Raw genomic sequence first — 25429 nt, 5'->3', positions numbered from 1 at the left:
CTTCACGTGTGGCCAGGACAGGGTAAAAACGTCAATGGAAAAAAGAAAAAAACCGACACTTGAACGGGCAACCTGGCCGACGCGCCATGCCATGGTCATGCATGGACTGGCGATAAATCTGCCGTGGCTGGCTTTCGTCAACGTCAGCTTCGCCGTGATGATCCTGCTGCGACACATCCTGCTTAAGGCCGGCGACCCCCTTTATCCGACCTCACCGCATCTGACGAAAATGGTCGATGCCTCCATGCTTGGGATTATTATCCTCTCTGCCGCGCTGGTCCTGATGGCCTGGCGGCGTATCGCCGGTATCAGCGTCGTGCTGTTTATCTGTAGCGCCATCTGGTCGGTAGCCTGTTTCTGGTTTATTACCCAACTGCTGCTGCCTCACGTCTGGCCCCTGTGCGTCATTTTATTACTCGCTGGCTTAACGGCGCTCTATTTTTACCCTGAAGGGCTACTCGCCTTTGTGCTCCCGCTATGGGTCACCCTGCCGGTCGCCAGCTGGAGACTCAATGAGGGCCTTAACCTTCACTTCGTCATTATCTGGAGCGTCTTTACGCTGATCCTGATCTGCGGGCGTTTCATCCTGTTAAGCTGGTTTGACGAAGCGTGGCGACGCAACCAGCAAAATCAGCTGCTGATTTCACGGCTTGATGCGCTGGCGCATCAGGACCCGTTAACCAAAACCGCCAATCGCCGGAAAATGGAAGTGGTGCTGGAAAACGCGGTTGAGCAGAAAAAAACCTTCTCGGTGATCATGCTGGATATCGACTATTTCAAACGCTACAACGATACCTACGGGCACCAGGCGGGTGACGAATGCCTGACGCGCGTGGCGCGCGTGCTGAAGCAGTCGGTGCGCACACCAGAGGATGTAGTGTCACGCTACGGCGGCGAGGAGTTCGTAGTGATCCTGTTTAACTGTCCGGAAAACATCGCTGAAAAGGTTGCCCTGCGTATTCAGGACGGCCTGCGCGCGGAGTCCATACCGCACAGCGCCTCAGCGGTCAGCGACCATGTCACCGTCAGTATGGGCATTGCAAACATGGCGGAGGGGTTAGCCGGCACCGAGATCATCGCCCGCGCCGATGCGGCGCTGTATCGGGCGAAGGAGGCCGGGCGGGATCGGTGGTCTTTGTAAACATGTCGGGTGGCGGCTACGCCTTACCCGGCCTACGGCTCGTGCTGTTGTAGGCCGGGTAAGCGCAGCGCCACCCGGCTTGTTTTTTAATACCGCACGCAAACCGATTTGGTTTCACACCAGCCGTCCAGCCAGTCCGGGCCAAAGTCACGTCCGGTGCCGGACTGCTTCATCCCGCCAAACGGCAGGTTGGCGTCGATCAGCGTATGGCTGTTCACCCAGACGGTGCCCGCCTGCAGCCTGTCGGTATATTCCAGCGCCTTGCTGATATTTTGTGTCCAGACGCTGGCCGTCAGGCCATATTCGGTGTCGTTTGCCAGCTGGAGCGCCTCTTCCCCGTCCGCAACGCGCACCAGGTTGACCACCGGACCAAACACCTCTTCGCGGGTCAATCGCAGCGCGGCATCCGGGTTGACCACCAGCGTAGGCGAAACGTAATAGCCTTTACCTTCCGGGCCACGGTTTCCGACAATCAGTTCAGCATGGCGAGTTTTCGCTTCATCAAGGAAGGTCTGCACCTTGTCGCAGTGCGCGCGCGACACCAGCGGGTTAATAAACGCCTCCGGCGACATGCCCGGCCCGACGCTCAGGGATTTCACCGCCTGTTCAAACCCGCTGACCAGCGTGTCAAACAGCGGCGCTTCAATATAGATGCGGGAGCTCGCCGCGCAGACCTGCCCCTGGTTCAGGAAGCTTCCGGTCATTAAGCCTTCTATCACCCACGCAGGATCTGCATCCTTCAGCACAATCGCCGGGTTTTTGCCGCCCAGTTCGAGGGTCACTCCTGTCAGCGTGTCCGCCGCCGTGCGGGCAATTTGCTTGCCTGTCGCCGTAGAGCCGGTAAAACTGACCTTGGCAACATGCGGGTGCGAGGTCAGCGCTGCGCCACACACCGCGCCGCTTCCGGTTACCACGTTGAACACCCCGTCCGGGATGCCCGCTTCGCTGGCCAGTTCCGCCACGCGCAGCATGGTCAGCGGCGTGGTTTCGGACGGTTTAATGACGATAGAGCAACCCGCGGCCAGGGCAGGCATCACTTTCCACATCCCGATCATCAGCGGGAAGTTCCAGGGCACAATTCCTGCCACTACGCCAACCGGCTCTTTGCGCGTCCACGCCTGGTAGCGCGCGCCCTGCGGCAGTGGAATGGAGAGGTCGAGGGTTTTACCCGCAATTTTGGTGGTCAGCCCGGCGGTATAGCGCATCCAGTTGAGGGTGCAACCCACTTCAAAGGCGCGGGAAATATTAATGGATTTGCCCTGCTCCAGCGTTTCAAGCTGGGCCAGCTCCTCGCTGTGCTGTTCAACCAGATCGGCAAAATGGAGCAGGATCCGCTCGCGCTCCGCCGGTAATTTTCCGGCCCAGCTGCGGGCAACAAAGGCGCGCCAGCCGGACATCACGGCGCGGTCGACGTCATCGACGCTGGCATCGGCAGTCGAGGCAATCACCTCGCCCGTGGCCGGGTTATAGACGTTCAGCCGTTTTTCGCTGTCCGACGCGGCCTGACGCCCCTCAATCCACAGGCCATGATGTCGGTCTAAAAACTGTTGCACGGCAGGCTGAATAGCCACCTGTGATTCAGACATAGGATACTCCTTCGTTATTATTCGCAGGGTGTTAATCCAGTCTAAGAGGGGTTTCGCATTCTCGCTTTTGTCTCTGTGACATTCGCTTTGCCACCTGTGACAGGCTCCGCAAATCGTGATAATTCCGCCTTATATCGCTGTCCCCGGTGAGTATTCTTTCCTATAGTCAGCCTCATAGCTCTGACAAAATGCAACACAAATGCAACAATGCGAAAACGTTGACGGCGCAGTGAGAGAAACGATGGCGTGTGCAAGCGAGCAGGAACAGTATCAGCAGTGGCTGGCGCAAATTAACCAGGTTTGCGGACGTTTTAACGCCCGTCCTCTGGAGGGAAAATTCTTCGGTGAACTGGAAACCAGCTACGCGCGCAGCCTGAAGCTCAGCACCGTTACCGCTGGCGGCGTTAACCTGTTCCGCTCTCGTCAGGAGATCAAAAACAGTAACGATGCCTGGTTCTATACCGTGTTCCAGCTTGAAGGCAGCGCGGAGATTGAACAGGACGACCGCCGAGCGGTGCTTAAAACCGGTGATATCACGCTGCTTGACGCATCGCGTCCCTGCTCAATCAACTGGCAGGAAAAATCCCGCCAGATTTCTCTGCTGGTACCCCGTCAGATTATTGAGCAGCAGTGTCGGTTTCAGGAAATAAGCTGTGCGCTCACCCTTTCCCGTTCGTTGCCGACGGTCCAGCTGAGCCACCGTCTGTTGATGGACAGTATGAACAATGCTGACCTGAGTGACCGGGAGAGTGAAGCGGCGCTTGAAGCGATGGTTTGTCTGCTGCGCCCCGCTTTCCAGCAGCGCGAGTTGATTCAGCCGCGTAAGGAACGTCAGTTCCAGCACGTGGTGGCGATGATTGACGACAATATTCAGTCTGAATCTCTGCGCCCGGAATGGATTGCCGCCGAGAGCGGTATGTCCGTGCGCAGCCTCTACCGCATGTTTGCCGAGAAGGGGCTGGTGGTGGCGCAGTACATCAAAAACCGTCGTCTGGATCTCTGCGCGCAGGTGCTGCGCTCTGCCGGCGACGAGGAAAAGCTGGCGGGGATTGGCTACAGCTGGGGGTTCACCGACCATAGCCATTTTTCAACGGCGTTTAAGCAGCGTTTTGGCGTCTCGCCGGGTGAATACCGCAGGCGCTACCGCTAGCTACTTCTTGAGCCATTTTCCGTTAATGCCCTTCACGTACTCGCCCGGCTGTGCGCGGGCCACCAGTTTTTGACCTGCCATTTTCGCCACTTCATCAACCGGTAAATTATTGCTGTCAGCCAGCTTCTGGTAGTTTTCCGTGCGCGCCGCGTTGATACGGCTGACCAGCGCCAGCGTTTCCGCATCCTGTTGAATCGGGGCAAGATAACCACTGAGGGTTTCCCCCACGCGCCCTTGCGCCCGGGCATCGTTTAAGGTCAGCGCCGCTGCCTGCACGTTCATCCCCAGTGCCAGTAAAATCAGAGCTAATCGTTTCATGGCGTCCTCAGAACAGATCGCTGCGCGATTTCAGCAGGGTTTCAACGTCTTTATCGACCTTAATATGGATCTCATGTTCGATTTTGACATTCATATTGATGGTAATCGGCTCCTTCGGTGCAGCGACTTCAATGCGCGGCGTACAGCCGTTCAGTAGCGCGGCAGCGGCAACGGTGAGCACACTAGCCCTCATTTTCATTGTTGTTCCTCACTTTCCTTGCCAGTCGAACTGCGGGGAGCAGGTATCGCCGCATGTTGCTCAAACCAGGTTTGCAGGTTGTCTCCAAAACGCAGGCTGCGCCAGAGGGTAAAGACATTCTCGTCATGGGTATAGTTCAGATTGACGGAGCTGCTTTTGCCATCCACGCGGCTGGTCCCCTTGATGGTCGCCTGCATGGTTAATTCACCCAGGTTATCTAAATTGATTCTCGTCCACGAACGCGAAATTTCCATATAGCGGAGCCAGTTAATTGCAGCACCCGCCACCATATTATCTTTCACGATGGCGTCCGCCGTGTCTTTGTCGATGCGCAGCGTCATGGGACCCGGGTTGGTCAGCCAGCCATCTTTAATGATCCATTTTTCATTGTCCAGCCAGAACGGCAGCGCCCCGCTGACCGGGCCCGACATGGTAAACTGTTTCGGATTAACGGCGCTAATCAGTTCGCTCGAGGAGATATTGTCCACGCGCAGCAGGGCCGGATCGTGCTGCGGCATCCTCAGCTGCTGCATAGTGATCTTCCCGCCGAGGGCTTCCACCTTCACGTTGGTGAGCAGCAGCGGATTGTCCTCCGTCCAGGGATAGTCCCCCTGTAAGTCGGCGGTAATATTGCGTGCTGTCACCAGGTTTACGACTTCGCCAATGCGCAACGTGACCGGGCCGCGCGTGCCGAGAGACCAGGTCCCTTCGCTAAAGCGGAACGGCAGCACAAAATCGACGCCGTTGATCTGGTTATCTGGCATCCAGGCGCTGCCGGTTTTCAGCACCCCGTGCCCACCCGCTTCAAAGCCCTGATCGGCCGCCGCCGAGAAGGCGATCTGCGCATAGAGTTCCCCGTCACGCAGCGTCATTTTCCAGTCCGGCGGGATCAAAGGCTGGAATACGGTGAGCGACTGTTTCGGCCACCAGGCCTGCCCGCGAAGACGTACGCCATCCCAGCGGCCGTTCACCTGCACCGGGCCGATTTTGTCCGCATGGAGGTCTCCCTTAAACTGGAATATCGTCGGGTCGGTACCGTCAACGCTGAAGGTCAGGACCGACGGCGGTAAAAAGCTACCGCCGGAGAAACGGGTTTGCCCGGCATTGAGCGACAGCGCGCCGCTGAAGCTCGGCTTTTCAGGGTCGCGGAACCAGCGCACCGGCCGATCCAGCACCAGGCGCGGCTTGCTGACGTCCATCGTGCCGTACTGAAGCTTGTCAAAACCGGTGGAGAGCGCCGTCAGCTCGATAAGCTTGTCGCGCCACTCGCCTTTTCCGGCGACATCCCAGCGGGCATTCATCGGCGTAAAACCACCTTTACCCCAGTAACGCCACTGCCACAGGCCGTTGTCGGGTAAAAAGTCGTTGGCCTGGCCGTCCAGGTGGAGTTCAAAATCACCCATCTCGTTTTCATGGGCGCGCAGAATAGCCTGTAAACGACCGTCCACCCCCTTCTGCGTGAGCTTCACGCCCGCCAGCGGCCAGCGGATTTCATCGATGTCGAGTGAGTTGATGATGCGCCCGCGCGAGCGGAGCAGCGCACCCGGTTCAAAGGCAAGCTGCGGTTCATACAGGCTGCCGGTCAGTTTTGCCGGCAACCGGGCGTAAAGAATGAGATCGTTTTGTTTCGCCTCGCCGCTCAGGTGCAGCGGCATGTCGCTGTTTTCCATGCTGAGCCTGCCGGGCCCAATATTCAGTACGGCGTTGCCTTTCCCCGCATCGCCGTGCGTCAGCACGTTCAGTCGTCCGGTCAGCGTGGTTTTGTCCAGCCCCTGCTGCCAGTTATCGGCGCGAAGCGAAACCCGCCCGCTTAGCGGCATACCGGAAAGGTCCCAGTTCCAGCGTCCGTCACTGATGTTCAGCTGTTCCGCCGTGATTAGCCACGGCAGGTCGAGCAGCGGATCGGGGTTGTCTCTCGCCATGACCACCAGTTGACCCTGATTGTCTTCCCAGTCGAGATCGGCATCGACCAGGGACGTTAACTGTGGCACGTTAAAGGTCGCGACCGCGTGGCCTTTCACCGGCACACCATCCGGAACCAGCGGCAGCGTGAACTTCCCAACCAGTTTAATGGGCTGCGGCTGATCGGGTAGCTGAATATCGAACTGGCTCACCGAGAGCGTCTGACCGTGTAGTTTTCCTTTGATGCTGACCTGCTCGCCTTTATAGGCGATCTCCTGGCTTAACGGGGTCAGCGACGCATTAAGCTCACCCTGCCACTGCTGCCAGGGCGAAAGCGTCAGACGATGAACGGTGAGCCAGGTATTGGGCAATACCGCCTGCCACTGGGCCAGCGTTTTGGGGGCAACCGTTGACGGCGCGGACTGGGGAATTTTACTGAGGCAGACGGAGTTAAGATCCAGCGCGCCGATATCCAGTTTCCAGCGGCTTGGATGTGACAGCGTCACGTTATCGATGCGCGCTATTTCGCAGTCTTCAACCAGATAGCGGAGATCGGGGATGACCAGCGCGTGACGAGTGAGCTTTGGGCTCTCTTCGAACGCGATCCGTGTCCCGACGGGCAGCCAGATCCCGGCGAGCGTCGGTACCCACTGGGCGAGCGTCATCAGCAGCGTCAGCGGCAACAATATGAATAGCAGTAAAAGCGCAAGTGCGGCTTTGTATTTACCCTTCATGGGCAGTTAATATCCTGATTTAGCGAAAGAATTAAGCCGGCAGTGCCGATCATTGTCGCATGTTTAGCTGGTCAGTTGAAGTCAAAGCCAGGTTTAAGGATAGATGCTGTAACGTTAAGTTGCGAAACTAGCACCTGTTCCGAGGCATCGCCAGAAGGTAAAGCATGGCGAATATCAATGACCCCCAATACACCGAGTCATAACGCCAGGGATCAAAGTCGATATGCAAAAAAACGCTCACAAACGCATAGCCATTGGCAAATACGTTAATTTGTACGGCTGCAATTGCTATGACAAACAGAGTGTAAGCAATGAAGAGAGGATATTTTCTGAGTTTGTTAACCTTGAGTTTACCCATGTACAGCAAGAAAAAAACAGCAATAGATACAATGAAATAGCACAAGACAGGCATAATTGGCTGGGTTAATGACAACTCAAATTGTTGCGACATGCTCCATTCTCCCTTTCTGTCTAAAAACTCAACAACTTGTTAAGTCGTTCCATTGCCTCCGGAAGCATTGCAGTTTTTACGCCCGCTTGCCATTCTTTAACGTAATCCAACCAGACGTTCTATCACATCCTTTATCAACGCCCTTATTCCCAGGCTATCCCGGACCAGATTCGCGCCTGAACTTTCTCGTAGTAAGAATATCATGGAGTTAGGATGTACATATGCTCTAGAATAATTGATAGAACTTATTGAATTCAATAATATTTTAGAAATTGTAAGATAATTTTAATCATGCTAACGTGAATGCAAAATCACTGGAGAAAGTCTTATGAAACTCGCGGTATATAGCACAAAGCAGTACGACAAAAAGTATCTGCAACATGTTAACGAGGCTTACGGGTTTGAGCTTGAATTTTTCGACTTTCTGCTGTCCGAAAAAACCGCTAAAACGGCGCACGGCTGTGAAGGCGTCTGCATCTTTGTTAACGATGACGGCAGTCGTCCGGTGCTGGAGGAGTTGAAAAAACACGGGGTGAAGTACATCGCCCTGCGCTGTGCGGGCTTTAATAACGTGGATCTCGACGCGGCGAAAGAGCTGGGTCTGAAGGTGGTTCGTGTCCCGGCCTACTCCCCGGAAGCGGTCGCGGAACATGCGATTGGCATGATGATGTCGCTCAACCGTCGTATTCACCGCGCTTATCAGCGTACCCGTGACGCCAACTTCTCGCTGGAAGGGCTGACCGGCTTTACCATGTACGGCAAAACCGCCGGCGTGATCGGGACCGGTAAAATTGGCGTGGCCGCCCTGCGCATTCTGAAAGGCTTCGGCATGCGTCTGCTGGCGTTTGATCCGTACCCAAGTGCGGCGGCGCTGGATCTGGGCGTGGAGTACGTCGACCTGCCGACCCTGTTTTCGCAGTCTGACGTGATCTCCCTGCACTGCCCGCTGACGCCGGAAAACTACCACCTGCTTAACCAGGCGGCGTTTGACCAGATGAAAGACGGCGTGATGATCATCAACACCAGCCGCGGCGGATTGGTTGACTCTCAGGCCGCTATCGAAGCGCTGAAGACCCAAAAAATTGGCGCGCTGGGGATGGACGTATATGAGAACGAACGCGATCTGTTCTTTGAAGACAAGTCTAATGATGTGATCCAGGACGACGTATTCCGTCGCCTCTCTGCCTGCCATAACGTGCTGTTTACCGGGCACCAGGCGTTTCTGACCGCCGAAGCGCTGATCAGCATTTCGGAAACGACGCTGGGTAACCTGCAGCAGTTGGAAAAGGGTGAAGCGTGCCCTAACGAAATCGTGTGAGCGTGTATTGCCCGGTGGCGGCAACGCCACCGGGCGTTAATCGGTTATTTTGTTAATACCGACCCACCGAAACACAATTTACGGGTAAAGGTTATTACCAGAGTTTTACGCTTCCATCTGGCTGCTTACCACCTACAGGCGTCATGTCATAGACCCTGGAATAGGCTTTAACATTTCAAATCCATTTGAATTCATAATAAGTGCATGAATAAAACACCTTATTTCACCATACTTGTCCCGGTTTTATTTTCAGTTTCCGAGCGGAGTTATTCTAAAGATCACCAAAGGATGTGGAGCGTGTTGAATAGCTAAACGACCATTCTCTTCCAGCAGTATATTTTTCGCTCACCACGTTTCCTCTCAACATAAAAAAACCCGCCGAAGCGGGTCAATTATGAGTCATAAATCAAAGATTATTTTTCTTAAGATCTTCAAGCCTGCTGTCATCTTTCTTTGTGAACCCTGTTGCATCAAACAACGCCTGGCGATCAGGCCCGTCTACCCTTGCGACGGTCACAGTGAAAACGGCATCAGTTGGGACATAAAGTCGACCCCATTCAGAATCCTTAGGCGGAGCCAGAGTCCACGTGGCTTCTTCATTTGGTTTAAGTCCACCAGGAACATCGTAAAAGAAATTACTTACCAGCCAGGGTTCTGAATGCCCACTGCCTGCAACCACTCCCTGAAGGTATGCCCTGGAGATAACGGTATCAGTATTGTTTTTAACGACCAGTTTTATTATGGGTTGTGGCTTACCGTCTTCCTGGGGCTCCTTGATAAGTTGGGATGATAAAACCTGGACTTTTTTCAGCGCTTCTATGGCTTTCTCTGCGTTAGCTTTTCTCTGTTCCAGCCCTTTGATTTCCTGAAGCACCTGCTCTTTCTGCTTAAGCTCTTTCTCCGCGTTTACTTTCTGAGCATATGAAATTACTTCGTCGGCAGTCTTTCCAGACAGAGAATCGCGCATCTTTTTGCTTAGGTCTTCTTTGTCACTTTGTATTAGATCAGCCATATTGATGTTACTGAATGCCACCACCTGTAGAGCGTTATCAAACTCCCCCCGCTTATTCTCCGGAAGTGACTCTCTGACTTTAGCTATAGATGATTTCATTGCGTCATCAGTTGATGAATCAATTTTAGGTTGATCACAACCGGCGAGTAAAAAGGAAAGTAATATTACGCCAACTATTTTTTTCATGTCCCTATTCCATCGGTAAAAATTAGGAATAATCTTATCAGAAAATGACACAACAAAAAACATGCATACAATGCATTTACGTGATTTTCCGCGCGGCAATATCCCCACCATCGACGCAGCAATATTAGGTAAGAAAAATGACAAAAAACCGGGCATCACGCCCGGTTATATTTTCAGCTGCTGATGACTCTACTCACTCAGCCCACGGTTCTCCAGCATCGGTTCAATCTTCGGATCGTGCCCGCGCCAGTTGCGATACAGTTCAGCTAAATCCGTGCTGTTCCCACGAGACAAAATCGCCTCGCGGAATTTCTGTCCGTTTTCACGCGTCAGCCCGCCCTGCTCGACAAACCACTGGTAGCCGTCGTCCGCCAGCATCTGCGTCCACAGATAGGCGTAGTACCCCGCCGCGTAGCCCCCGCCAAAAATATGAGCAAAATAGCTGCTGCGGTAGCGCGGCGGTACGGCCGGCAGATCGAGCCCCTCTTTTTTCAACGCTGCCGCTTCAAAATCTTCCACGCTCGAAACGGCTTCACCGATGCCGTGCCAGTTCATGTCCAGCAGCGCGGCACCCAGCAGCTCCGTCATGTCGTAGCCCTTGTTGAAATGCGTTGCGTTGAGCATGCTTTCCCGCAGCGCGTCCGGCATCGGTTCGCCGGTTTCGTAATGGCGGGCATAGTGGGTAAACACCTGTGGATGGCTGGCCCAGTGCTCGTTGATTTGCGACGGGAATTCAACAAAATCACGCGGGGTATTGGTGCCGGAAAGCGTGGCGAAGCGCTGGCTGGCAAACAGCCCGTGCAGCGTATGGCCGAACTCGTGGAAGAGGGTTATCACGTCGTCCCATGAGAGGAGCGCGACGCCGCCGTTAGCCGGTTTTTGGTAGTTACAGACGTTGTAGATCACCGGACGGGCAGCAAACTCGAAGGATTGCTCAACGAAATTCCCCATCCACGCTCCACCCTGCTTGGAATCGCGCGCAAAGAAGTCGCCGTAAAAAAGCGCCATACCTTCTCCCGTATGGTCGAAAATTTCCCATACGCGGACGTCCGGGTGATAAACCGGAATATCGAAGCGCTCGACGAAGCGGATGCCAAACAGCTGGCTGGCCGCCCAGAATACGCCATCCTGCAGCACGGTGTTGAGCGCAAAATAGGGCCGGATTTGCGACTCATCGAGGGCATATTTTGCCTGGCGCACGCGCTCCGCGTAAAAAGCCCAGTCCCAGGCCTGCACGGTGAAACCACCCTGCTCGTCATTAATGACCTTCTGAATATCGGCCTGCTCGCGTTCCGCGCGGGCGCGGGCGGCAGGCACAATGCCGCGCATAAACTCCAGCGCGGCCTCCGGAGTTTTCGCCATCTGATCGGCGATGCTCCAGCTGGCGTAATCCTCAAAGCCCAGCAGGCGGGCCTGTCGCGCGCGCAGCGCCGTCAGACGAAGGATCAGCGCACGGGTGTCGTTTTCATCCCCTTTCTGAGTGCGCGTCCAGCCTGCGTTGAACAGGTTTTCGCGCGTCTGACGATTGCGCAGCGTTGAAAGCGCGGGCTGCTGGGTGGTGTTCAGAAGCGGGATCAGCCAGCGATCGTTTAGCCCTCTCTCCGCGGCAGCCTGCGCAGCGTCAGCGATCTCAGTGGCGCTGAGCCCATCAAGCTGGTGCGCATAATCCACCACCAGCCCGCCCGTCTTATCGGCAGCTAGCAAGCGCTGATTGAACTGGCTGGTCAGGGAGGCCGCCTCGGTATTCAGCGCCTTCAGCTCGGCTTTTTCTGTCTCATTCAGACGCGCGCCGGCCAGAATAAACCGCTGATATATCTCCTCTACCAGCCGGTGTGATTCGGCGTTCAGCGCGGCACGGTCCTGCCAGACGCTCTCCACGCGGGCGAAAAGCACGTCATTCAGCCAGATATCGTTCGCCAGTGCGGCAAGCTCGGTGGAGAACTGTTCCTCCAGCTCCTGCAGGTACGTATTAGTGTGCGCGGAGGTCATGGCGAAGAAAACGCTGCTGACGCGCGAGAGCATGGCACCGCTTTTCTCCAGCGCCAGCACGGTGTTATTGAAATCTGGCGCAGCGGTTTGAGAGATTATGGCGTCTATGTCCGCCCGCTTCTGGCGCAGGGCTTCATCGAAAGCCGGACGATAGTGGCTGTCGTTGATTTCATCAAAATGGGGAGCCTGGTAAGGCAACAGGCTGATTTCAAAAAAGGGATTGGTGGCCGTCATCTTTCACTCCTGAGTACGGGTATTCTCCCAGAGTAGGCCAGGCCGCCATCCCCTGCAATGCTGTCATACAAATGTTGCCTTAACGCACCCTCTGCGGCCGTGCTATGTTAGTACAACACAAAAAGCGTTGAGGAACAGTGAGATGATTATTTTAGTTACCGGGGCAACGGCAGGTTTTGGTGAAAGCATCACGCGTCGCTTCGTCGCCAACGGGCATAAGGTTATTGCGACCGGTCGCCGTCAGGAACGTCTGCAGGAGCTCAAAGACGAATTAGGCGACAGCATCCTGACCGCGCAGCTGGATGTGCGTAACCGCGCGGCCATTGAAGAGATGATTGCCAATCTGCCCGCCGAGTGGCGCGCCATCGACGTGCTGGTCAACAATGCCGGTCTGGCGCTGGGCATGGAGCCCGCCCATAAAGCCAGCGTGGAAGACTGGGAAAATATGATCGACACCAACAACAAAGGGCTGGTCTATATGACCCGCGCGGTCCTGCCGGGCATGGTCGAGCGCAACCGCGGCCACATTATCAATATCGGCTCCACCGCCGGGAGCTGGCCTTACGCGGGCGGCAACGTTTATGGCGCAACGAAAGCATTTGTGCGCCAGTTTAGCCTTAACCTGCGTACCGATCTGCACGGCACTGCCATTCGCGTCACCGATATCGAGCCGGGCCTGGTGGGTGGCACTGAATTTTCCAACGTCCGCTTCAAAGGCGATGACGCAAAAGCGGGCAAGACCTACGAAAATGCGAACGCGCTGACGCCGGAAGATGTCACCGAAACGGTCTGGTGGGTGGCGACGCTGCCAAAGCACGTCAACATCAATACCGTAGAAATGATGCCAGTCAGCCAGAGTTTTGGCGGACTTAGCGTCCATCGTGGCTAAATGTGCCCTTCCCGGCCTGCGGGCCGGGTCTGTTTCGGGTCATAAAAGAATGGTAGTATGTTCAGGCTAACTCTCTGAGAAATGACAACTCATGGCCGCTGAATCGCAACTTAATCCCACCCAGCCCGTAAACCAGCAAATCTATCGCATTTTGCGACGTGATATTGTCCATTGCCTGATCCCGCCGGGAACACCGCTTTCTGAAAAAGAAGTGTCCGTGCGTTTTGATGTATCCCGTCAGCCGGTGCGTGAAGCGTTTATTAAGCTTGCGGAAAATGGTCTGATTCAAATCCGCCCGCAGCGCGGCAGCTATGTGAATAAAATTTCACTTTCTCAGGTACGTAACGGATGTTTTGTTCGCCAGGCCATTGAATGCGCGGTGGCGCGCCGTGCTGCAACGCTCATCAACGACAACCAGTGCTACCTGCTGGAGCAGAACCTGCATCAGCAGCGTATTGCGATTGACCGCAAGCAGCTCAATGACTTCTTCCAGCTTGATGATGAGTTCCACCAGAAACTGGCGCAAATTGCGGATTGCCAGCTGGCCTGGGACACCATCGAAAACATCAAGGCCACCATCGACCGCGTGCGTTACATGAGTCTCGATCACGTCTCCCCGCCGGAAATGTTGCTCCGACAGCATCATGATATTTTCAGCGCGCTTGAAAAGCGTGACCAGGACGGCGTGGAAAAAGCGATGACGCTGCACCTGCAGGAAATTAGCGAGTCCGTGCAGCTTATTCGTCAGGAAAATAGCGAGTGGTTTAGCGAAGAGTAATATTACGCCGCCCCCTTTCGGGCGCGGCGACAGGGTTAGCGAACGACTAACACCGGAATAGTGGCGTAGCGCAGGATTGTTTCGGCATTTGAACCCAGCAGATGCGTAGTGATGCTCGGATTTTTTGACCCGATGACAATGACGTCATATTCCCCCTCTTTGCTGAGCTTGATGATTTCATCGCGGACGTTGCCAAAGCGAACCATGCTGTGAATATTTTCAGGGGAGATATCGAACAGCCTTTTAAGCTCGTTCATTTTCTTCCCGGACTCTGCGGTCATATACTCTTCAAACTTTTTAATATCGGCATTGAATCCCCGCAGCAGAGACCGACTGCTGGCAGGCAGAATATTGACCAGGGTAATCGACGCGCCCTCTGCCTTCGCCAGATTGGCCGCGTGGCGCACCGCTTTGTCGCTCAAATCCATTTCAAACACATCAACAGGCATCAAAATCTTCTTATACATAAGCCTGACTCCTTATTCCGATGAAAGGGTTATTTCCTGAACCCAGCATGACATCAGGAATATAAACCAATCCTCAACGCTTCCCTGTCGAAACTATGAATTAAAGAAAATAACTGTCGGGTTTGTAAATTACCGTCGTGAACCGTCAGCGCCAGACACAATAAAGAAAAAAGTGTGAGTTTGATCAAAAACAAAAACATGAAGCGCGGACAAGCGTATTTATATGCCCCGTGAACGGCACACCTGAAATAGCGCCGTAACGAACAGGTTAGAGAGGAGAAAATACCATGATGACATACGACCGTAACCGCAATGCAATCACCACTGGCAGCCGCGTCATGATTAGCGGCACAAACCAGTTCGGCGTGATTAAAGCGATCCACAGCGACGGCCTCAGTGCCGAGCAGGTGCGTCGTAGTAAAACGGTTGAAGTGGAAGGATGCGAAGGTAAGTTCGAACCGATCGAGCTGATTCGCCTGGGTATGCACTAAGCCGTGCGCAGACATGCCGCCGCAAACGGCGGCATGTGCTGAATTACCGTTGAGACACGTAATGAGCCACGGTCGCTTTTGCGCCCTTTTGCAGTAACATCTGGTACGCCTTCATCACCGCATCAACAAATTTCGCTTCCCGCGGTAACTCTTTGCCAAAGATGGCCTCGATGCCGAGCAGTGCGTTGACCCGACTTTCCCCTTCCGCGCTTCCCTTCACCGCCGCCTGAATCACCGCCAGCTGCGGATCGCTCACGTCAATGGCGTTACCCTGCTCATCCACGCCGCCGACATAGCGCATCCACCCTGCCACACCCAGCGCCAGCAGCGGGAAAGGTTTCTGATGCACCAGGTGCCATCGTACGGAATCCAGCATACGCTGCGGGAGCTTCTGGCTGCCGTCCATCGCGATTTGCCAGGTACGGTGGCGCAGGGCCGGGTTGCTGTAGCGGGCAATCAGGAGTTCGGCATAGCGTGCTAAATCGACGCCTTTCACTTTTAAGGTTGGTGCCTGCTCGTTAAGCATCAGAGCGTGAGCGGCGACGCGGTAGTGCTCATCTTCCATACACTCGTTGATATGCTGATACCCCGCCAGATAGCCCAGGTACGCCAGGAATGAGTGGCTGCCGTTGAGCATGCGCAGCTTCATCTCTTCAAACGGAATGACGTCTGACACCAGCTCGGCGCCGGCTTTTTCCCATTCGGGGCGCCCTGCGACAAAGTTATCTTCGATCACCCACTGGCGGAACGGTTCGCAGGCCACCGCTGCGGGATCGCGCACGCCGGTCAGCTGTTCGATTTTATCCAGCGTATCGGGAGTAACTGCGGGCACGATGCGATCCACCATGGTTGACGGGAAGGTAACGTGGGCTTCGATCCAGTCCGCCAGCTCACCGTCTACCGCGCGGGCGTAAGCGCAGGTCACATTGCGCATCACGTGGCCGTTCTCCGGCATGTTGTCGCAGGACATTACGCTAAACGCAGGCAGGCCAGCCGCTTTGCGTCGCGCCAGCGCTTCCACGACCACGCCCGGCGCGGATTTTGGCTGGTGCGGGTTTTGCAGGTCGGCAACAATAAACGGGTGATCGAGCATCAGTTGCCCGGTTGCCGGGGAGTGGCAGTACCCTTTCTCGGTGATAGTCAGCGAGACAATCGCCACCTGCGGTTCGCACATCGCGGCCAGCACGGTCTCAAGCCCGTCAACCTGCGCATGCAGCGCCTTTTTGACCACGCCAACCACGCGGGATGTCCACGCATCGGCGGACATTTCCGCCACGGTATAGAGTTTATCCTGCGCGTTAAGATCGGCAATCTGCTGCTCGCCGCCAATCAGGTTAACCTCACAGTAGCCCCAGTCGCTGCCCTGCTCAGCCGCGAGAATGTCGGCATACACCGCCTGATGTGCGCGGTGAAATGCGCCAAACCCTAAATGAACAATGCGTGCTTTAAGGCTGTTACGATCGTACTGAGGCAGCGTCGCCCTGGCCTGTAATAACGTGTTTTCCATGATTAAGACTCATCAATTAGAAAGCTGTGGTTCGCTGCCGCTCTTATCTTAAGCGGCAGCGCCTGCTGACTACACCAACTAGAATGGCAGCTGGAGTAAAAAATATCTGCCATCAACCATACTGATACTGCCGTTTGAGATTTTGATTTATGTTAACTTTTGGTCATGTGGTGTGACATAAAGATAAAGTTGTGTGACAAGTCACGCAAGCTATAAACCATTAGCGTCGCGAGGAGACAGCGCCATAGGCCGCAGGCTCTTTTGGGGCGTTCTCCGCTGCGTCTTCCGCTGCGCTCAAATCACGGTCCCGCACCTCTGGCATCAGGATCGCAGAGATCAGCCCAATCATGGAGTAGGCAACCAGCATGACAACAATCGGCCACCAGGAGCCGGTCATATTGCAGAAGATCCCCGCCAGCACCGGACCAAAGCCCACAGCCACCAGACCGCCCGCCTCTTTTGAGATAGCCATGCGGGTAAAGCGATTTCGCGAACCAAACATCTCGGCCATGGTGATATTTTCCAGGGCAAACAGCCCCAGCACGGCGAAGTTATGAATAACGATGATAGAGAGCATGATCGTCCCCGGCGCATAGCTCTTATCGACGATAATCGACAGCATCGGGTACGCGAGAAGAATGGCGGAGATATTGAGGATAATGTAAGGCAGACGGCGTCCGACTTTATCGGAAAGCCAGCCCAACAGCGGGATGGAGATAAACCCGAGAATGGAGCTGATCATCAGCGCGTCGGTAGGGATGGCTTTATCGAACAGCAGCGTCTGGACCAGATACCCGGCGAGGAAGGTCTGAATCAGACCCGAGTTACCCGCCTGACCAAACCGCAGGCCGGTCGCCAGCCAGAAGGATTTACTTTTTACCATTGAACCCAGTGAGGTGTCCGGATGCACGGTTTGTGCATCGTTCACTTTCTCAAAGACCGGGCTCTCTTTCAGGTTCATACGCAGCCAGATGGCAAAGATCATCACCACCACGCTTGCCAGGAACGGCACGCGCCAGCCCCAGGCAATCAGCTCTTCACGGTCGAGGGCAAAGAACATCACCGCCCAGATCGCCGTTGCGCTCAGCGTCCCGCAGTTAGTGCCCATCGCCACCAGCGAGGAGATGATTCCGCGTTTACCTTTCGGCGCGTACTCCGCCAGCATGGTCCCGGCCCCGGAGATCTCGGCCCCGGCACCCAGCCCCTGAATAATACGCAGCGTCACCAGCAGAACGGGGGCAAAAATACCGATTTGCGCATAGGTCGGCAGGACGCCAATCAGCGTGGTGCAGATCCCCATCATGGTGATGGTGATAAACAGCACCTTCTTACGGCCAATGCTGTCGCCCATTCGTCCGAAGATAAAGGCCCCGACGATGCGCGCAATATAGCCTGCGCCGTAGGTTCCCATCGCCAGGATCAGCGCCATCGCGGCAGACTGTTCCGGGAAGAAGATCTCATGGAAGACCAGGGCGGCCCCCAGGGAGTAAAGCTGAAAGTCCATAAACTCCAGGGCGGTTCCCAGCCAGCCGGAAACGGCGGCTTTCACCAGATCGGAGGTGGTTCTTTGAGGTTGTGCTTGCGTCATAATGGCTATCTCTAAAAGGTAAGATGCGTACCACATAGAGCCTGTCTGCGCAGGCTCTTAACCGCTTATATGATTATTGGCCGAACGTGAGTAACACTTTGCAGCACTGCCGCTGGTCTTTCTCAAACAGTTCGATGGCGTCTGTAACGTGGTGATAGTCAAAGGTATGGGTGATCAGTTTTTCCGGGTCGATCAGCCCCTTTTCCAGCCAGTCGATCACGACCGGGAATTTATTGGCATTCAGGCGCGAGGAGAATATCGACAGCTCTTTGCCGGTGATGCCCTGCTGAACGACCTGGCTCGGCTCGCTGGAGAAGCCCATCAGCACGATGCGCGCCGCCGGAGAAGCCAGGGTTACCGCCTCCTGCAAAATTGTCGGATGGCAGGCGGCATCAATGATTAACGTCGGTTTGATGCCTTTTTCGTCCAGCGCGGCCTGCAACGACTGCTCGCCGTTATTCAACACCCAGTCCGCACCGCTGCGCTGAGCCATTTTCAGGCGTTCATCGATGCGGTCAACTACGATAACCTGCTTCACCTTATAGACGCCTTTCAGCGCCTGCACGGTGACCAGCCCCATCGGGCCCGCGCCGTAAATCAGCGCAACGTCCTGTTCAACAGGACTGGCCTGCCCCGTCACGTTGGCGGCAATGGTGAAGGGTTCAACCATAACGGCGTGTTTATCCGGGATCGCGTCCGGGATGGGCCAGGCATTTTTAGCGGGCACTGCCGCATATTCGCTGAAACCGCCGTCACGGTGAACACCCAGCACCACCAGCGAGGTGCAAACGTTAGGCTTACCGACGGAGCAAGGGTAGCAGTGCCCGCAGCTGATCACCGGATCGACCGAAACGCGCTGTCCCAGACGCGCGCTGTCGACGCCCTCACCCACGGCATCAATCACGCCAAAAAACTCATGGCCGATGACGCGTGGATACTTCGCAAACGGGTTATGCCCGCGGTAGATGTGGCTGTCTGAACCGCAAATTCCGGCCAGTTTAACCTTGACGCGCACTTCACCCGCGCCCGGCAGCGGGAGTGGTCGCTCTTCAATGACCAGCTGGTTCGGCTGTTGAATCACTACGCTTTTCATCGTTCGCTCCTCGTTTACCAGTTCCACAGCGTGCCGTCTTCAAGACGGGCCACCGGCAGATAGGCAGGATCGTACGGATACTTCGCTGCCAGTTTTTCATCAAACTCAATGCCCAGACCCGGCTTATCGCCCGGATGCATATAGCCGTTATCAAACCGCCAGCTGTGCGGGAAGACTTCAAGCATTTGTTCGGAATAGCCCATATATTCCTGCACGCCAAAGTTCGGCACCCACAGGTCGAAATGCAGCGCGGCCGCGTGGCACACAGGCGACAGATCTGACGGGCCGTGTGAACCGGTACGCACCTGGTAGAGCGAAGCGAAGTCTGCGATGCGACGCATCCCGGTGATGCCGCCCGCATGGGTAATGGTGGTGCGGATATAGTCGATAAGCTGCTCTTCAATGAGCTGCTTGCAGTCCCAGATGCTGTTAAACACTTCGCCCACCGCAATCGGCGTGACGGTATGCTGGCGGATAAGACGGAAGCACGCCTGGTTTTCCGCAGGCGTCGGGTCTTCCATCCAGAACATGCGGAAATCTTCGATGCTCTTGCCGAAACGCGCCGCTTCAATCGGCGTCAGGCGATGGTGCATGTCGTGCAGAAGATGTTCATTGAAGCCGAATTGACTGCGCACCGCGTCGAACAGCTTCGGTGTGAAATCGAGGTATTTTTCTGTAGACCAGAGCTGCTCTTCCGGCCAGTCGCCTTTTGTCGCAGGCTCGTAGGCCAGCCCTTTGCCTTTGGCCATTCCGTAGGTGGTTTTCATGCCCGGCACGCCGCACTGCACGCGGATCGCCTTAAAGCCCATCTCTTTATGACGGGCGTAATCTTCCAGCACATCGTCGATGGTGTGACCGGTGGTGTGGCAATAGACCATCACCCCTTCACGGGAGGCACCGCCCAGCAGCTGGTAGAGCGGCATGTTGGCGGCTTTGGCTTTGATGTCCCACAGCGCCATATCCACGGCGGAGATGGCCGACATGGTGACCGGTCCGCGACGCCAGTAGGCACCTTTATAGAAAAACTGCCAGATATCTTCGATGCGGTGCGCATCGCGGCCAATCAGTTGAGGGCAAAGGTGATCTTTCAGATAAGAAGCAACCGAGAGTTCGCGTCCGTTCAGCGTGGCATCGCCAAGCCCGACAATCCCTTCATCGGTGGTAATTTTAAGGGTGACAAAGTTCCGCCCCGGGCAAGTAACAAACACGTCAGCCGCGACAATCTTCATAATTCCTTTCCTTACATCGTTCGTTGTGATGCTGGAAATTTACCCATCAACCCTACTACCATACAAGTATAATGATCATAAAATCAGCTAACGATCACAAAATCCGGGGGGTCAGGCCCGCCCCCATCCCGCCACAATAATCAGCATACCGCACAGGGCAATCAGCGCGCCGGCCCAGTCGTACGCGCTGAGTTTGACGCCGTCCACCACGCGTAACCACAGCAGCGCAGTACAAACATAGACGCCACCGTAAGCCGCGTAAACGCGCCCACTGGCCGCCGGATGCAGCGTTAACAGCCAGACAAACAGGGCCAGCGCGACACCCGCCGGGATCAGCAGCAATACGCTTCCCCCCTTCTTCAGCCAGAGCCAGGGCAGGAAGCAGCCGATGATTTCGCATAGCGCGGTGGCAAAAAAAAGCAGCGTCGTTTTAAGCATATTTCACATCAGGTGAGGATTTATTTAAACATCATACCTGATGATGTCCTTTACTTTTCCATACTTGCTCCGCGGGTATGCCGTCATTTTGCTTTAGTGTAGAATCTGTACGGGGTAACTTGATTATCTGCACCCATTTAAAAGGAAACGCTATGACCACATTAAGCAAACGCCTTTGTCTGACAGCCCTGCTGGCGCTGTCATCGTTCGCCTTCGCCGCCTCCGCGTCAGCGGAAACCAGCAAACTCGTCATTGAGTCTGGTGACAGCGCGCAAAGCCGCCAGAACGCCGCCATGGACAAAGAACAATGGAATGACACCCGCAACCTTCGTCAGAAGGTCAATAAACGTGCTGAAAAAGAGTGGGACAAAGAAGATGTCGCTTTTGACGCACGCGATAAGTGTCAGCAAAGTGCAAACGTCAATGCCTACTGGGAGCCTAACACCCTGCGCTGCCTGGATCGCCGCACTGGCCGCACGGTAGCTCCATAATGTCGGCTCCCTGCGACATTAAGCTCCGTCCGCTGGAGCGTGAAGACCTGCGCTTTGTCCACCAGCTCGACAACAATGCCAGCGTGATGCGCTACTGGTTCGAAGAGCCTTACGAGGCCTTTGTCGAGCTGTCCGATCTCTACGACAAGCACATTCACGATCAAAGTGAACGTCGTTTTGTGGTGGAGTGTGAAGGCGAAAAAGCCGGTCTTGTGGAGCTGGTTGAAATCAACCATGTTCACCGCCGGGCGGAGTTCCAGATCATCATCTCCCCTGAGCATCAGGGAAAAGGCCTCGCCTCACGGGCGGCGAAGCTGGCAATGGATTACGGATTCAACGTTCTGAATCTCTACAAGCTTTACCTGATTGTGGACAAAGAGAACGAGAAAGCGATCCATATCTACCGCAAGCTGGGCTTTATGGTGGAAGGTGAGCTGATTCACGAGTTCTTTATCAACGGTGAATACCGCAATACCATTCGCATGTGCATCTTCCAGCACCAGCACCTGGCCGGGCACAAGCCGTCAGGTGCCAGCCTGCTGAAACCTACCGCGCAGTAACCTGCGCGGCTTTACTCTCAGTAATATTCAATCGTGTTTTTGATGGTGTACTTGCGCTCAACGGCGGGTTTGACGCTATCGTCCGTGATGGTCAGATCGCAGCTCACCGGATTATTGTGGCGATCGTAGTCGCAGCTCTGCGTCACGTTGCCCAGCGGCTTGTCGTTCAGCATGCTGACTGCCGAGTAATCCATTCTTTTGCGAACGTCTTTAGACGGCGTTGCCTGGACGGACAGATGCTGATCCCCGGAGACGGTGGTTTTGCCCAGCGGGTAGCCATCCGCATCGTAGCGGTACTTCACTTCCATCTCTTTGCCGTGCGCCGCCACCACAAAACCGTTATCGTCGGTATCCCACGTGACACCGGCTGACGGCAGTTCGGCCAGCTGGCATTTCCCCTGCAGTTTCACTTTCCGCTGCTGGGTTTCCGCATCGAGGTAGTAATTGGCATCCAGCACCAGCGCGACGCCAGTATTGGCCTCCAGATCATGCAATTCGAGCGTATCGAAACAGCCTTCCGCCGACACGGTACCGGCGATCCGTTTGGACACTTCACCCTTCTCGTTAAACAGCGTCTGGGTAAAATCTTTGACCGGGCCGCGCAGAGGATCAAAATCAAACTCGTTCGAAAAGCTCGCCATCTCGGGCGTAAACGACAGCGGCGCGGAGTTGTTGTCGCACCCCACCAGTGCTGCTGCCAGTAGCGTTATCGCTGCGTATTTCTTCACATTTGTTACCGTACAGGGAGATTATTCCCAATCATATTAGCAAATACAGTTGTTTACACGAAGCCTGCTAAAATTAATCTACACACAGAGAAAAGGAGCTACAGATGAAACGGTTACCCTGGATTACCGCCCTGCTGTTAATGAGCGCCTCAACGGCCGCACTGGCGGCACCGGACTCCTGCGAGCGCGTGAAAAGCGACATTCAGCAGAAAATTATCAACAACGGCGTGCCGGAATCAGGTTTTACGCTGAGCATTGTGCCAAACGACCAGGCCGACCAGCCGGGCACGCAGGTGGTGGGCCATTGTGCCAACGACACCTTTAAAATTTTGTATACCCGAACAGGCTCCGGGGCTGCGGACGCTCAGTAATTTACCCTCAATCCCCATTGATTTGATGAGGATTAAGATCTAATACCCCCAAATAAGTAACACTCACCCCATCATTAGCCCGGTTGTAATTACGGGAAAAATAATACGTAATCTCAATGTTGGGGTGAGCCATGTCTGAGGTCGATCATCACGGCGGAATTAGCCGTCGAACACTCGTAAAATCTACTGCCATAGGTTCTCTGGCGCTTGCCGCCGGCGGTTTGTCGTTGCCCTTTGGCGTGAAAAGCGCTGCCGCTGCGGTGCAAAACGCCATGAACGCTGCCGAAGATAAAGTGGTCTGGGGCGCCTGCTCGGTCAACTGCGGCAGCCGCTGCGCATTGCGGCTGCACGTTCGGGACGACGAAGTGTACTGGGTCGAAACGGACAACACCGGCGAGGATATTTACGGTAACCATCAGGTGCGCGCCTGCCTGCGCGGACGCTCTATTCGCCGTCGCATTAACCATCCTGACCGTCTGAACTACCCGATGAAACGCGTGGGCAAACGCGGTGAAGGCAAGTTCGAGCGCATCACATGGGATGAAGCGCTAAACGCTATCACCGCCAGCCTGAAAGACGTGGTGGCTAAATACGGCAACGAAGCGGTTTACATTAACTACTCCTCCGGCATTGTCGGCGGCAACATCACCCGCTCCTCTCCTTATGCGTCACTGGTGGCGCGCCTGATGAACTACTACGGCGGTTTCCTGAGCCACTACGGCACCTACAGCACGGCGCAAATCGCCTGCGCGATGCCCTACACCTACGGCAGCAACGACGGCAACAGCACGTCTGATATAGAAAATACCAAACTGGTGGTCATGTTCGGCAATAACCCGGCTGAAACGCGCATGAGCGGCGGCGGGATTACGTACTATCTGGAGCAGGCTCGCGAGCGCTCTAACGCCCGCATGATCGTTATCGACCCGCGTTACACCGATACCGCCGCCGGGCGCGAAGATGAATGGATCCCGATCCGCCCGGGTACCGATGCCGCGCTGGTAGCGGGTATCGCGTGGGTATTGATCGACGAAAACCTGGTCGACCAGCCGTTCCTGGATAAATACTGCGTTGGCTACGACGAAAAAACGCTGCCGGAAGGCGCGCCCGCTAACGGTCACTATAAAGCATATATTCTCGGCCAGGGCGAGGACAATACGGCGAAAACCCCTGAGTGGGCCTCCCGCATTACGGGCATACCCGCCGATCGCATCATTAAGCTTGCGCGCGAGATTGGCTCCGCCAAACCGGCGTATATCTGCCAGGGCTGGGGGCCACAGCGTCAGGCGAACGGAGAACTGACGTCCCGCGCGATCGCGATGCTGCCTATCCTCACCGGAAACGTAGGCATCAACGGCGGTAACAGTGGCGCGCGTGAGTCGACGTACACCATCACCATCGAGCGTATGCCGCTGCCGGATAATCCGGTCAAAACGCAAATATCCTGCTTTAGCTGGACGGACGCTATCGCCCGTGGGCCGGAGATGACCGCCCTGCGCGACGGCGTGCGCGGCAAGGATAAGCTGGATGTGCCGATTAAGTTCATCTGGAACTACGCGGGCAACACCATCATCAACCAGCACTCCGATATTAATAAAACCCACGATATCCTGCAGGATGAAAGTAAGTGCGAAACGATCGTCGTCATCGATAACTTCATGACATCGTCAGCGAAGTACGCCGATATCGTGCTGCCGGACCTGATGACCGTCGAGCAGGAAGACATCATTCCTAACGATTACGCCGGGAACATGGGCTACCTGATTTTCCTCCAGCCCGTGACCGCGCCGAAGTTTGAGCGCAAGCCCATCTACTGGATCATGAGCGAAGTGGCGAAACGCCTCGGCCCGGATATCCATCAGAAATTCACCGAAGGACGCACGCAGGAACAGTGGCTGCAGTATCTGTATGCCAAAATGCTCGAAAAAGATCCCAAACTGCCGTCGTATGACGAGCTGAAAAAAATGGGCATTTATAAGCGCAAAGATCCGAACGGGCACTTTGTGGCCTATAAAAAATTCCGCGAGAACCCGGAAGCTAATCCGCTGAAAACGCCATCGGGCAAGATTGAAATATACTCCAGCAAGCTGGCGGAGATTGCGGCCACCTGGGAGCTGGCAAAAGATGAAACCATCAGCCCTCTGCCCGTCTACGCCTCGACCTTTGACGGCTGGGATGCGCCCGAACGCGCGCAATTTCCGCTGCAGCTGTTTGGCTTCCACTTCAAAGCCCGTACCCACTCGAGCTACGGCAACGTCGACGTGCTGAAAGCGGCCTGCCGTCAGGAGGTCTGGCTTAATCCTGTTGATGCCGAAAAACGCGGCATTAAAAACGGCGATACGGTGCGCGTCTTTAACGACCACGGTGAGGTGCGAATTGAAGCGAAAGTCACGCCACGCATCATGCCCGGCGTGAGCGCCATGGGCCAGGGCGCCTGGCACGACGCCAATATGAACGGCGACCGCATCGACCACGGGTCATGCATCAATACCCTGACCACGCACCGCCCGTCCCCGCTGGCAAAAGGCAACCCGCAGCACACCAATCTGGTGCAGATCGAGAAGGTCTAGAAAGTGAAG

24 protein-coding genes are annotated in these 25429 nt (G+C 55.3%); 10 read left to right on the top strand and 14 right to left on the bottom strand.

The window, feature by feature from the left end; all coding sequences use genetic code 11:
• Positions 1–34 precede the first annotated feature (34 nt).
• Positions 35–1141, top strand: a complete 1107-nt coding sequence (locus E3U32_RS19895) for a GGDEF domain-containing protein (RefSeq protein WP_134350150.1) — start codon at positions 35–37, stop codon at positions 1139–1141.
• 86 nt (positions 1142–1227) lie between these two features.
• Here the strand turns inward: E3U32_RS19895 and E3U32_RS19890 are convergent, their stop codons facing one another.
• Positions 1228–2727: an aldehyde dehydrogenase family protein gene (locus E3U32_RS19890; protein ID WP_134350149.1), complete on the bottom strand. Its 1500-nt coding sequence runs from the start codon at positions 2725–2727 to the stop codon at positions 1228–1230.
• A gap of 241 nt (positions 2728–2968) precedes the next feature.
• On the opposite strand from E3U32_RS19890, the gene feaR reads away from it, so the two are divergent.
• The gene (gene feaR, locus E3U32_RS19885; RefSeq protein WP_134350755.1) at positions 2969–3877 is read left to right on the top strand and encodes a transcriptional regulator FeaR; all 909 of its coding nucleotides are present in this window, start codon (positions 2969–2971) and stop codon (positions 3875–3877) included.
• Here feaR and E3U32_RS19880 read toward each other — a convergent pair whose 3' ends face one another.
• The 4 genes from E3U32_RS19880 to E3U32_RS19865 form a co-directional block, all read right to left on the bottom strand.
• Complete coding sequence (locus E3U32_RS19880; RefSeq protein ID WP_047958482.1) at positions 3878–4195, bottom strand: YdbL family protein; 318 nt, start codon at positions 4193–4195, stop codon at positions 3878–3880.
• A gap of 7 nt (positions 4196–4202) precedes the next feature.
• Complete coding sequence (locus E3U32_RS19875) at positions 4203–4394, bottom strand: YnbE family lipoprotein (RefSeq protein ID WP_134350148.1); 192 nt, start codon at positions 4392–4394, stop codon at positions 4203–4205.
• A complete protein-coding gene (locus tag E3U32_RS19870) occupies positions 4391–7030 on the bottom strand; it encodes a YdbH family protein (RefSeq protein ID WP_134350147.1) in 2640 nt (879 codons plus the stop codon). The genes E3U32_RS19875 and E3U32_RS19870 overlap by 4 nt, the downstream gene beginning before the upstream one ends.
• A 127-nt stretch (positions 7031–7157) precedes the next feature.
• Positions 7158–7481 (bottom strand): hypothetical protein, encoded by a 324-nt coding sequence (locus tag E3U32_RS19865; protein WP_134350146.1) that lies wholly within the window; start codon positions 7479–7481, stop codon positions 7158–7160.
• Between the two features lie 328 nt (positions 7482–7809).
• Between E3U32_RS19865 and E3U32_RS19860 the strand changes: the two genes are divergently transcribed.
• Positions 7810–8799, top strand: coding sequence for a 2-hydroxyacid dehydrogenase (locus E3U32_RS19860; RefSeq protein WP_134350145.1), 990 nt, complete (start codon positions 7810–7812; stop codon positions 8797–8799).
• A gap of 406 nt (positions 8800–9205) precedes the next feature.
• Here E3U32_RS19860 and E3U32_RS19855 read toward each other — a convergent pair whose 3' ends face one another.
• Together E3U32_RS19855 and dcp are read right to left on the bottom strand one after the other, a co-directional pair.
• A complete protein-coding gene (locus E3U32_RS19855) occupies positions 9206–9997 on the bottom strand; it encodes a DUF6694 family lipoprotein (protein WP_134350144.1) in 792 nt (263 codons plus the stop codon).
• A gap of 189 nt (positions 9998–10186) precedes the next feature.
• Positions 10187–12220: a peptidyl-dipeptidase Dcp gene (gene dcp, locus E3U32_RS19850; protein ID WP_134350143.1), complete on the bottom strand. Its 2034-nt coding sequence runs from the start codon at positions 12218–12220 to the stop codon at positions 10187–10189.
• 142 nt (positions 12221–12362) lie between these two features.
• On the opposite strand from dcp, the gene ydfG reads away from it, so the two are divergent.
• The gene (gene ydfG, locus E3U32_RS19845; RefSeq protein WP_063431503.1) at positions 12363–13109 is read left to right on the top strand and encodes a bifunctional NADP-dependent 3-hydroxy acid dehydrogenase/3-hydroxypropionate dehydrogenase YdfG; all 747 of its coding nucleotides are present in this window, start codon (positions 12363–12365) and stop codon (positions 13107–13109) included.
• 91 nt (positions 13110–13200) lie between these two features.
• Positions 13201–13887 (top strand): GntR family transcriptional regulator, encoded by a 687-nt coding sequence (locus tag E3U32_RS19840; protein WP_134350142.1) that lies wholly within the window; start codon positions 13201–13203, stop codon positions 13885–13887.
• A gap of 35 nt (positions 13888–13922) precedes the next feature.
• Here E3U32_RS19840 and E3U32_RS19835 read toward each other — a convergent pair whose 3' ends face one another.
• Entirely contained in the window at positions 13923–14354 is a 432-nt protein-coding gene (locus E3U32_RS19835) for a universal stress protein (RefSeq protein ID WP_059311321.1), read from the bottom strand.
• A 287-nt stretch (positions 14355–14641) separates the two neighbouring features.
• Between E3U32_RS19835 and ydfZ the strand changes: the two genes are divergently transcribed.
• A complete protein-coding gene (gene ydfZ, locus E3U32_RS19830; RefSeq protein ID WP_134350141.1) occupies positions 14642–14845 on the top strand; it encodes a putative selenium delivery protein YdfZ in 204 nt (67 codons plus the stop codon).
• Between the two features lie 43 nt (positions 14846–14888).
• Here the strand turns inward: ydfZ and E3U32_RS19825 are convergent, their stop codons facing one another.
• The 5 genes from E3U32_RS19825 to E3U32_RS19805 form a co-directional block, all read right to left on the bottom strand.
• The gene (locus E3U32_RS19825) at positions 14889–16352 is read right to left on the bottom strand and encodes a mannitol dehydrogenase family protein (protein WP_134350140.1); all 1464 of its coding nucleotides are present in this window, start codon (positions 16350–16352) and stop codon (positions 14889–14891) included.
• A gap of 220 nt (positions 16353–16572) precedes the next feature.
• A complete protein-coding gene (locus E3U32_RS19820) occupies positions 16573–17940 on the bottom strand; it encodes an MFS transporter (protein WP_134350139.1) in 1368 nt (455 codons plus the stop codon).
• Between the two features lie 73 nt (positions 17941–18013).
• Positions 18014–19033 (bottom strand): Zn-dependent oxidoreductase, encoded by a 1020-nt coding sequence (locus E3U32_RS19815; RefSeq protein ID WP_134350138.1) that lies wholly within the window; start codon positions 19031–19033, stop codon positions 18014–18016.
• A 14-nt stretch (positions 19034–19047) separates the two neighbouring features.
• A complete protein-coding gene (manD, locus tag E3U32_RS19810; protein WP_134350137.1) occupies positions 19048–20262 on the bottom strand; it encodes a D-mannonate dehydratase ManD in 1215 nt (404 codons plus the stop codon).
• Positions 20263–20373: 111 nt separating this feature from the next.
• Positions 20374–20700: a YnfA family protein gene (locus E3U32_RS19805; protein WP_134350136.1), complete on the bottom strand. Its 327-nt coding sequence runs from the start codon at positions 20698–20700 to the stop codon at positions 20374–20376.
• Between the two features lie 152 nt (positions 20701–20852).
• On the opposite strand from E3U32_RS19805, the gene E3U32_RS19800 reads away from it, so the two are divergent.
• Positions 20853–21191 carry a DUF1283 family protein gene (locus E3U32_RS19800; RefSeq protein ID WP_134350135.1) on the top strand — a complete coding sequence of 113 codons (339 nt, stop codon included), beginning with the start codon at positions 20853–20855 and terminating at the stop codon, positions 21189–21191.
• Entirely contained in the window at positions 21191–21751 is a 561-nt protein-coding gene (gene speG / locus E3U32_RS19795; RefSeq protein ID WP_047348678.1) for a spermidine N1-acetyltransferase, read from the top strand. Before E3U32_RS19800 ends, speG begins: the two co-directional genes overlap by 1 nt.
• A 17-nt stretch (positions 21752–21768) precedes the next feature.
• Here speG and E3U32_RS19790 read toward each other — a convergent pair whose 3' ends face one another.
• Positions 21769–22479 carry a YnfC family lipoprotein gene (locus tag E3U32_RS19790; RefSeq protein WP_134350134.1) on the bottom strand — a complete coding sequence of 237 codons (711 nt, stop codon included), beginning with the start codon at positions 22477–22479 and terminating at the stop codon, positions 21769–21771.
• A gap of 104 nt (positions 22480–22583) precedes the next feature.
• On the opposite strand from E3U32_RS19790, the gene E3U32_RS19785 reads away from it, so the two are divergent.
• Complete coding sequence (locus tag E3U32_RS19785) at positions 22584–22850, top strand: DUF1161 domain-containing protein (RefSeq protein WP_059311314.1); 267 nt, start codon at positions 22584–22586, stop codon at positions 22848–22850.
• Between the two features lie 131 nt (positions 22851–22981).
• On the top strand, positions 22982–25420 hold the full coding sequence (gene ynfE, locus E3U32_RS19780) for a selenate/tellurate reductase subunit YnfE (RefSeq protein ID WP_134350133.1): 2439 nt from the start codon (positions 22982–22984) through the stop codon (positions 25418–25420).
• Positions 25421–25429: the final 9 nt, after the last annotated feature.

This window comes from Lelliottia nimipressuralis (genome assembly GCF_004402045.1).
Lineage (GTDB): Bacteria > Pseudomonadota > Gammaproteobacteria > Enterobacterales > Enterobacteriaceae > Enterobacter > Enterobacter chinensis.
Note: the sequence above shows the minus strand (reverse complement) of the source record. Positions and strands in the feature narration are given on the sequence as shown.

Excerpts from the sequence above, each read along its gene's own strand:
- E3U32_RS19895 (WP_134350150.1), top strand. The coding sequence starts at position 35 with ATGGAAAAAAGAAAAAAACCGACACTTGAACGGGCAACCTGGCCGACG.
- E3U32_RS19890 (WP_134350149.1), bottom strand. The coding sequence starts at position 2,727 with ATGTCTGAATCACAGGTGGCTATTCAGCCTGCCGTGCAACAGTTTTTA.
- feaR (WP_134350755.1), top strand. The coding sequence starts at position 2,969 with ATGGCGTGTGCAAGCGAGCAGGAACAGTATCAGCAGTGGCTGGCGCAA.
- E3U32_RS19880 (WP_047958482.1), bottom strand. The coding sequence starts at position 4,195 with ATGAAACGATTAGCTCTGATTTTACTGGCACTGGGGATGAACGTGCAG.
- E3U32_RS19875 (WP_134350148.1), bottom strand. The coding sequence starts at position 4,394 with ATGAAAATGAGGGCTAGTGTGCTCACCGTTGCCGCTGCCGCGCTACTG.
- E3U32_RS19870 (WP_134350147.1), bottom strand. The coding sequence starts at position 7,030 with ATGAAGGGTAAATACAAAGCCGCACTTGCGCTTTTACTGCTATTCATA.
- E3U32_RS19865 (WP_134350146.1), bottom strand. The coding sequence starts at position 7,481 with ATGTCGCAACAATTTGAGTTGTCATTAACCCAGCCAATTATGCCTGTC.
- E3U32_RS19860 (WP_134350145.1), top strand. The coding sequence starts at position 7,810 with ATGAAACTCGCGGTATATAGCACAAAGCAGTACGACAAAAAGTATCTG.
- E3U32_RS19855 (WP_134350144.1), bottom strand. The coding sequence starts at position 9,997 with ATGAAAAAAATAGTTGGCGTAATATTACTTTCCTTTTTACTCGCCGGT.
- dcp (WP_134350143.1), bottom strand. The coding sequence starts at position 12,220 with ATGACGGCCACCAATCCCTTTTTTGAAATCAGCCTGTTGCCTTACCAG.
- ydfG (WP_063431503.1), top strand. The coding sequence starts at position 12,363 with ATGATTATTTTAGTTACCGGGGCAACGGCAGGTTTTGGTGAAAGCATC.
- E3U32_RS19840 (WP_134350142.1), top strand. The coding sequence starts at position 13,201 with ATGGCCGCTGAATCGCAACTTAATCCCACCCAGCCCGTAAACCAGCAA.
- E3U32_RS19835 (WP_059311321.1), bottom strand. The coding sequence starts at position 14,354 with ATGTATAAGAAGATTTTGATGCCTGTTGATGTGTTTGAAATGGATTTG.
- ydfZ (WP_134350141.1), top strand. The coding sequence starts at position 14,642 with ATGATGACATACGACCGTAACCGCAATGCAATCACCACTGGCAGCCGC.
- E3U32_RS19825 (WP_134350140.1), bottom strand. The coding sequence starts at position 16,352 with ATGGAAAACACGTTATTACAGGCCAGGGCGACGCTGCCTCAGTACGAT.
- E3U32_RS19820 (WP_134350139.1), bottom strand. The coding sequence starts at position 17,940 with ATGACGCAAGCACAACCTCAAAGAACCACCTCCGATCTGGTGAAAGCC.
- E3U32_RS19815 (WP_134350138.1), bottom strand. The coding sequence starts at position 19,033 with ATGAAAAGCGTAGTGATTCAACAGCCGAACCAGCTGGTCATTGAAGAG.
- manD (WP_134350137.1), bottom strand. The coding sequence starts at position 20,262 with ATGAAGATTGTCGCGGCTGACGTGTTTGTTACTTGCCCGGGGCGGAAC.
- E3U32_RS19805 (WP_134350136.1), bottom strand. The coding sequence starts at position 20,700 with ATGCTTAAAACGACGCTGCTTTTTTTTGCCACCGCGCTATGCGAAATC.
- E3U32_RS19800 (WP_134350135.1), top strand. The coding sequence starts at position 20,853 with ATGACCACATTAAGCAAACGCCTTTGTCTGACAGCCCTGCTGGCGCTG.
- speG (WP_047348678.1), top strand. The coding sequence starts at position 21,191 with ATGTCGGCTCCCTGCGACATTAAGCTCCGTCCGCTGGAGCGTGAAGAC.
- E3U32_RS19785 (WP_059311314.1), top strand. The coding sequence starts at position 22,584 with ATGAAACGGTTACCCTGGATTACCGCCCTGCTGTTAATGAGCGCCTCA.
- ynfE (WP_134350133.1), top strand. The coding sequence starts at position 22,982 with ATGTCTGAGGTCGATCATCACGGCGGAATTAGCCGTCGAACACTCGTA.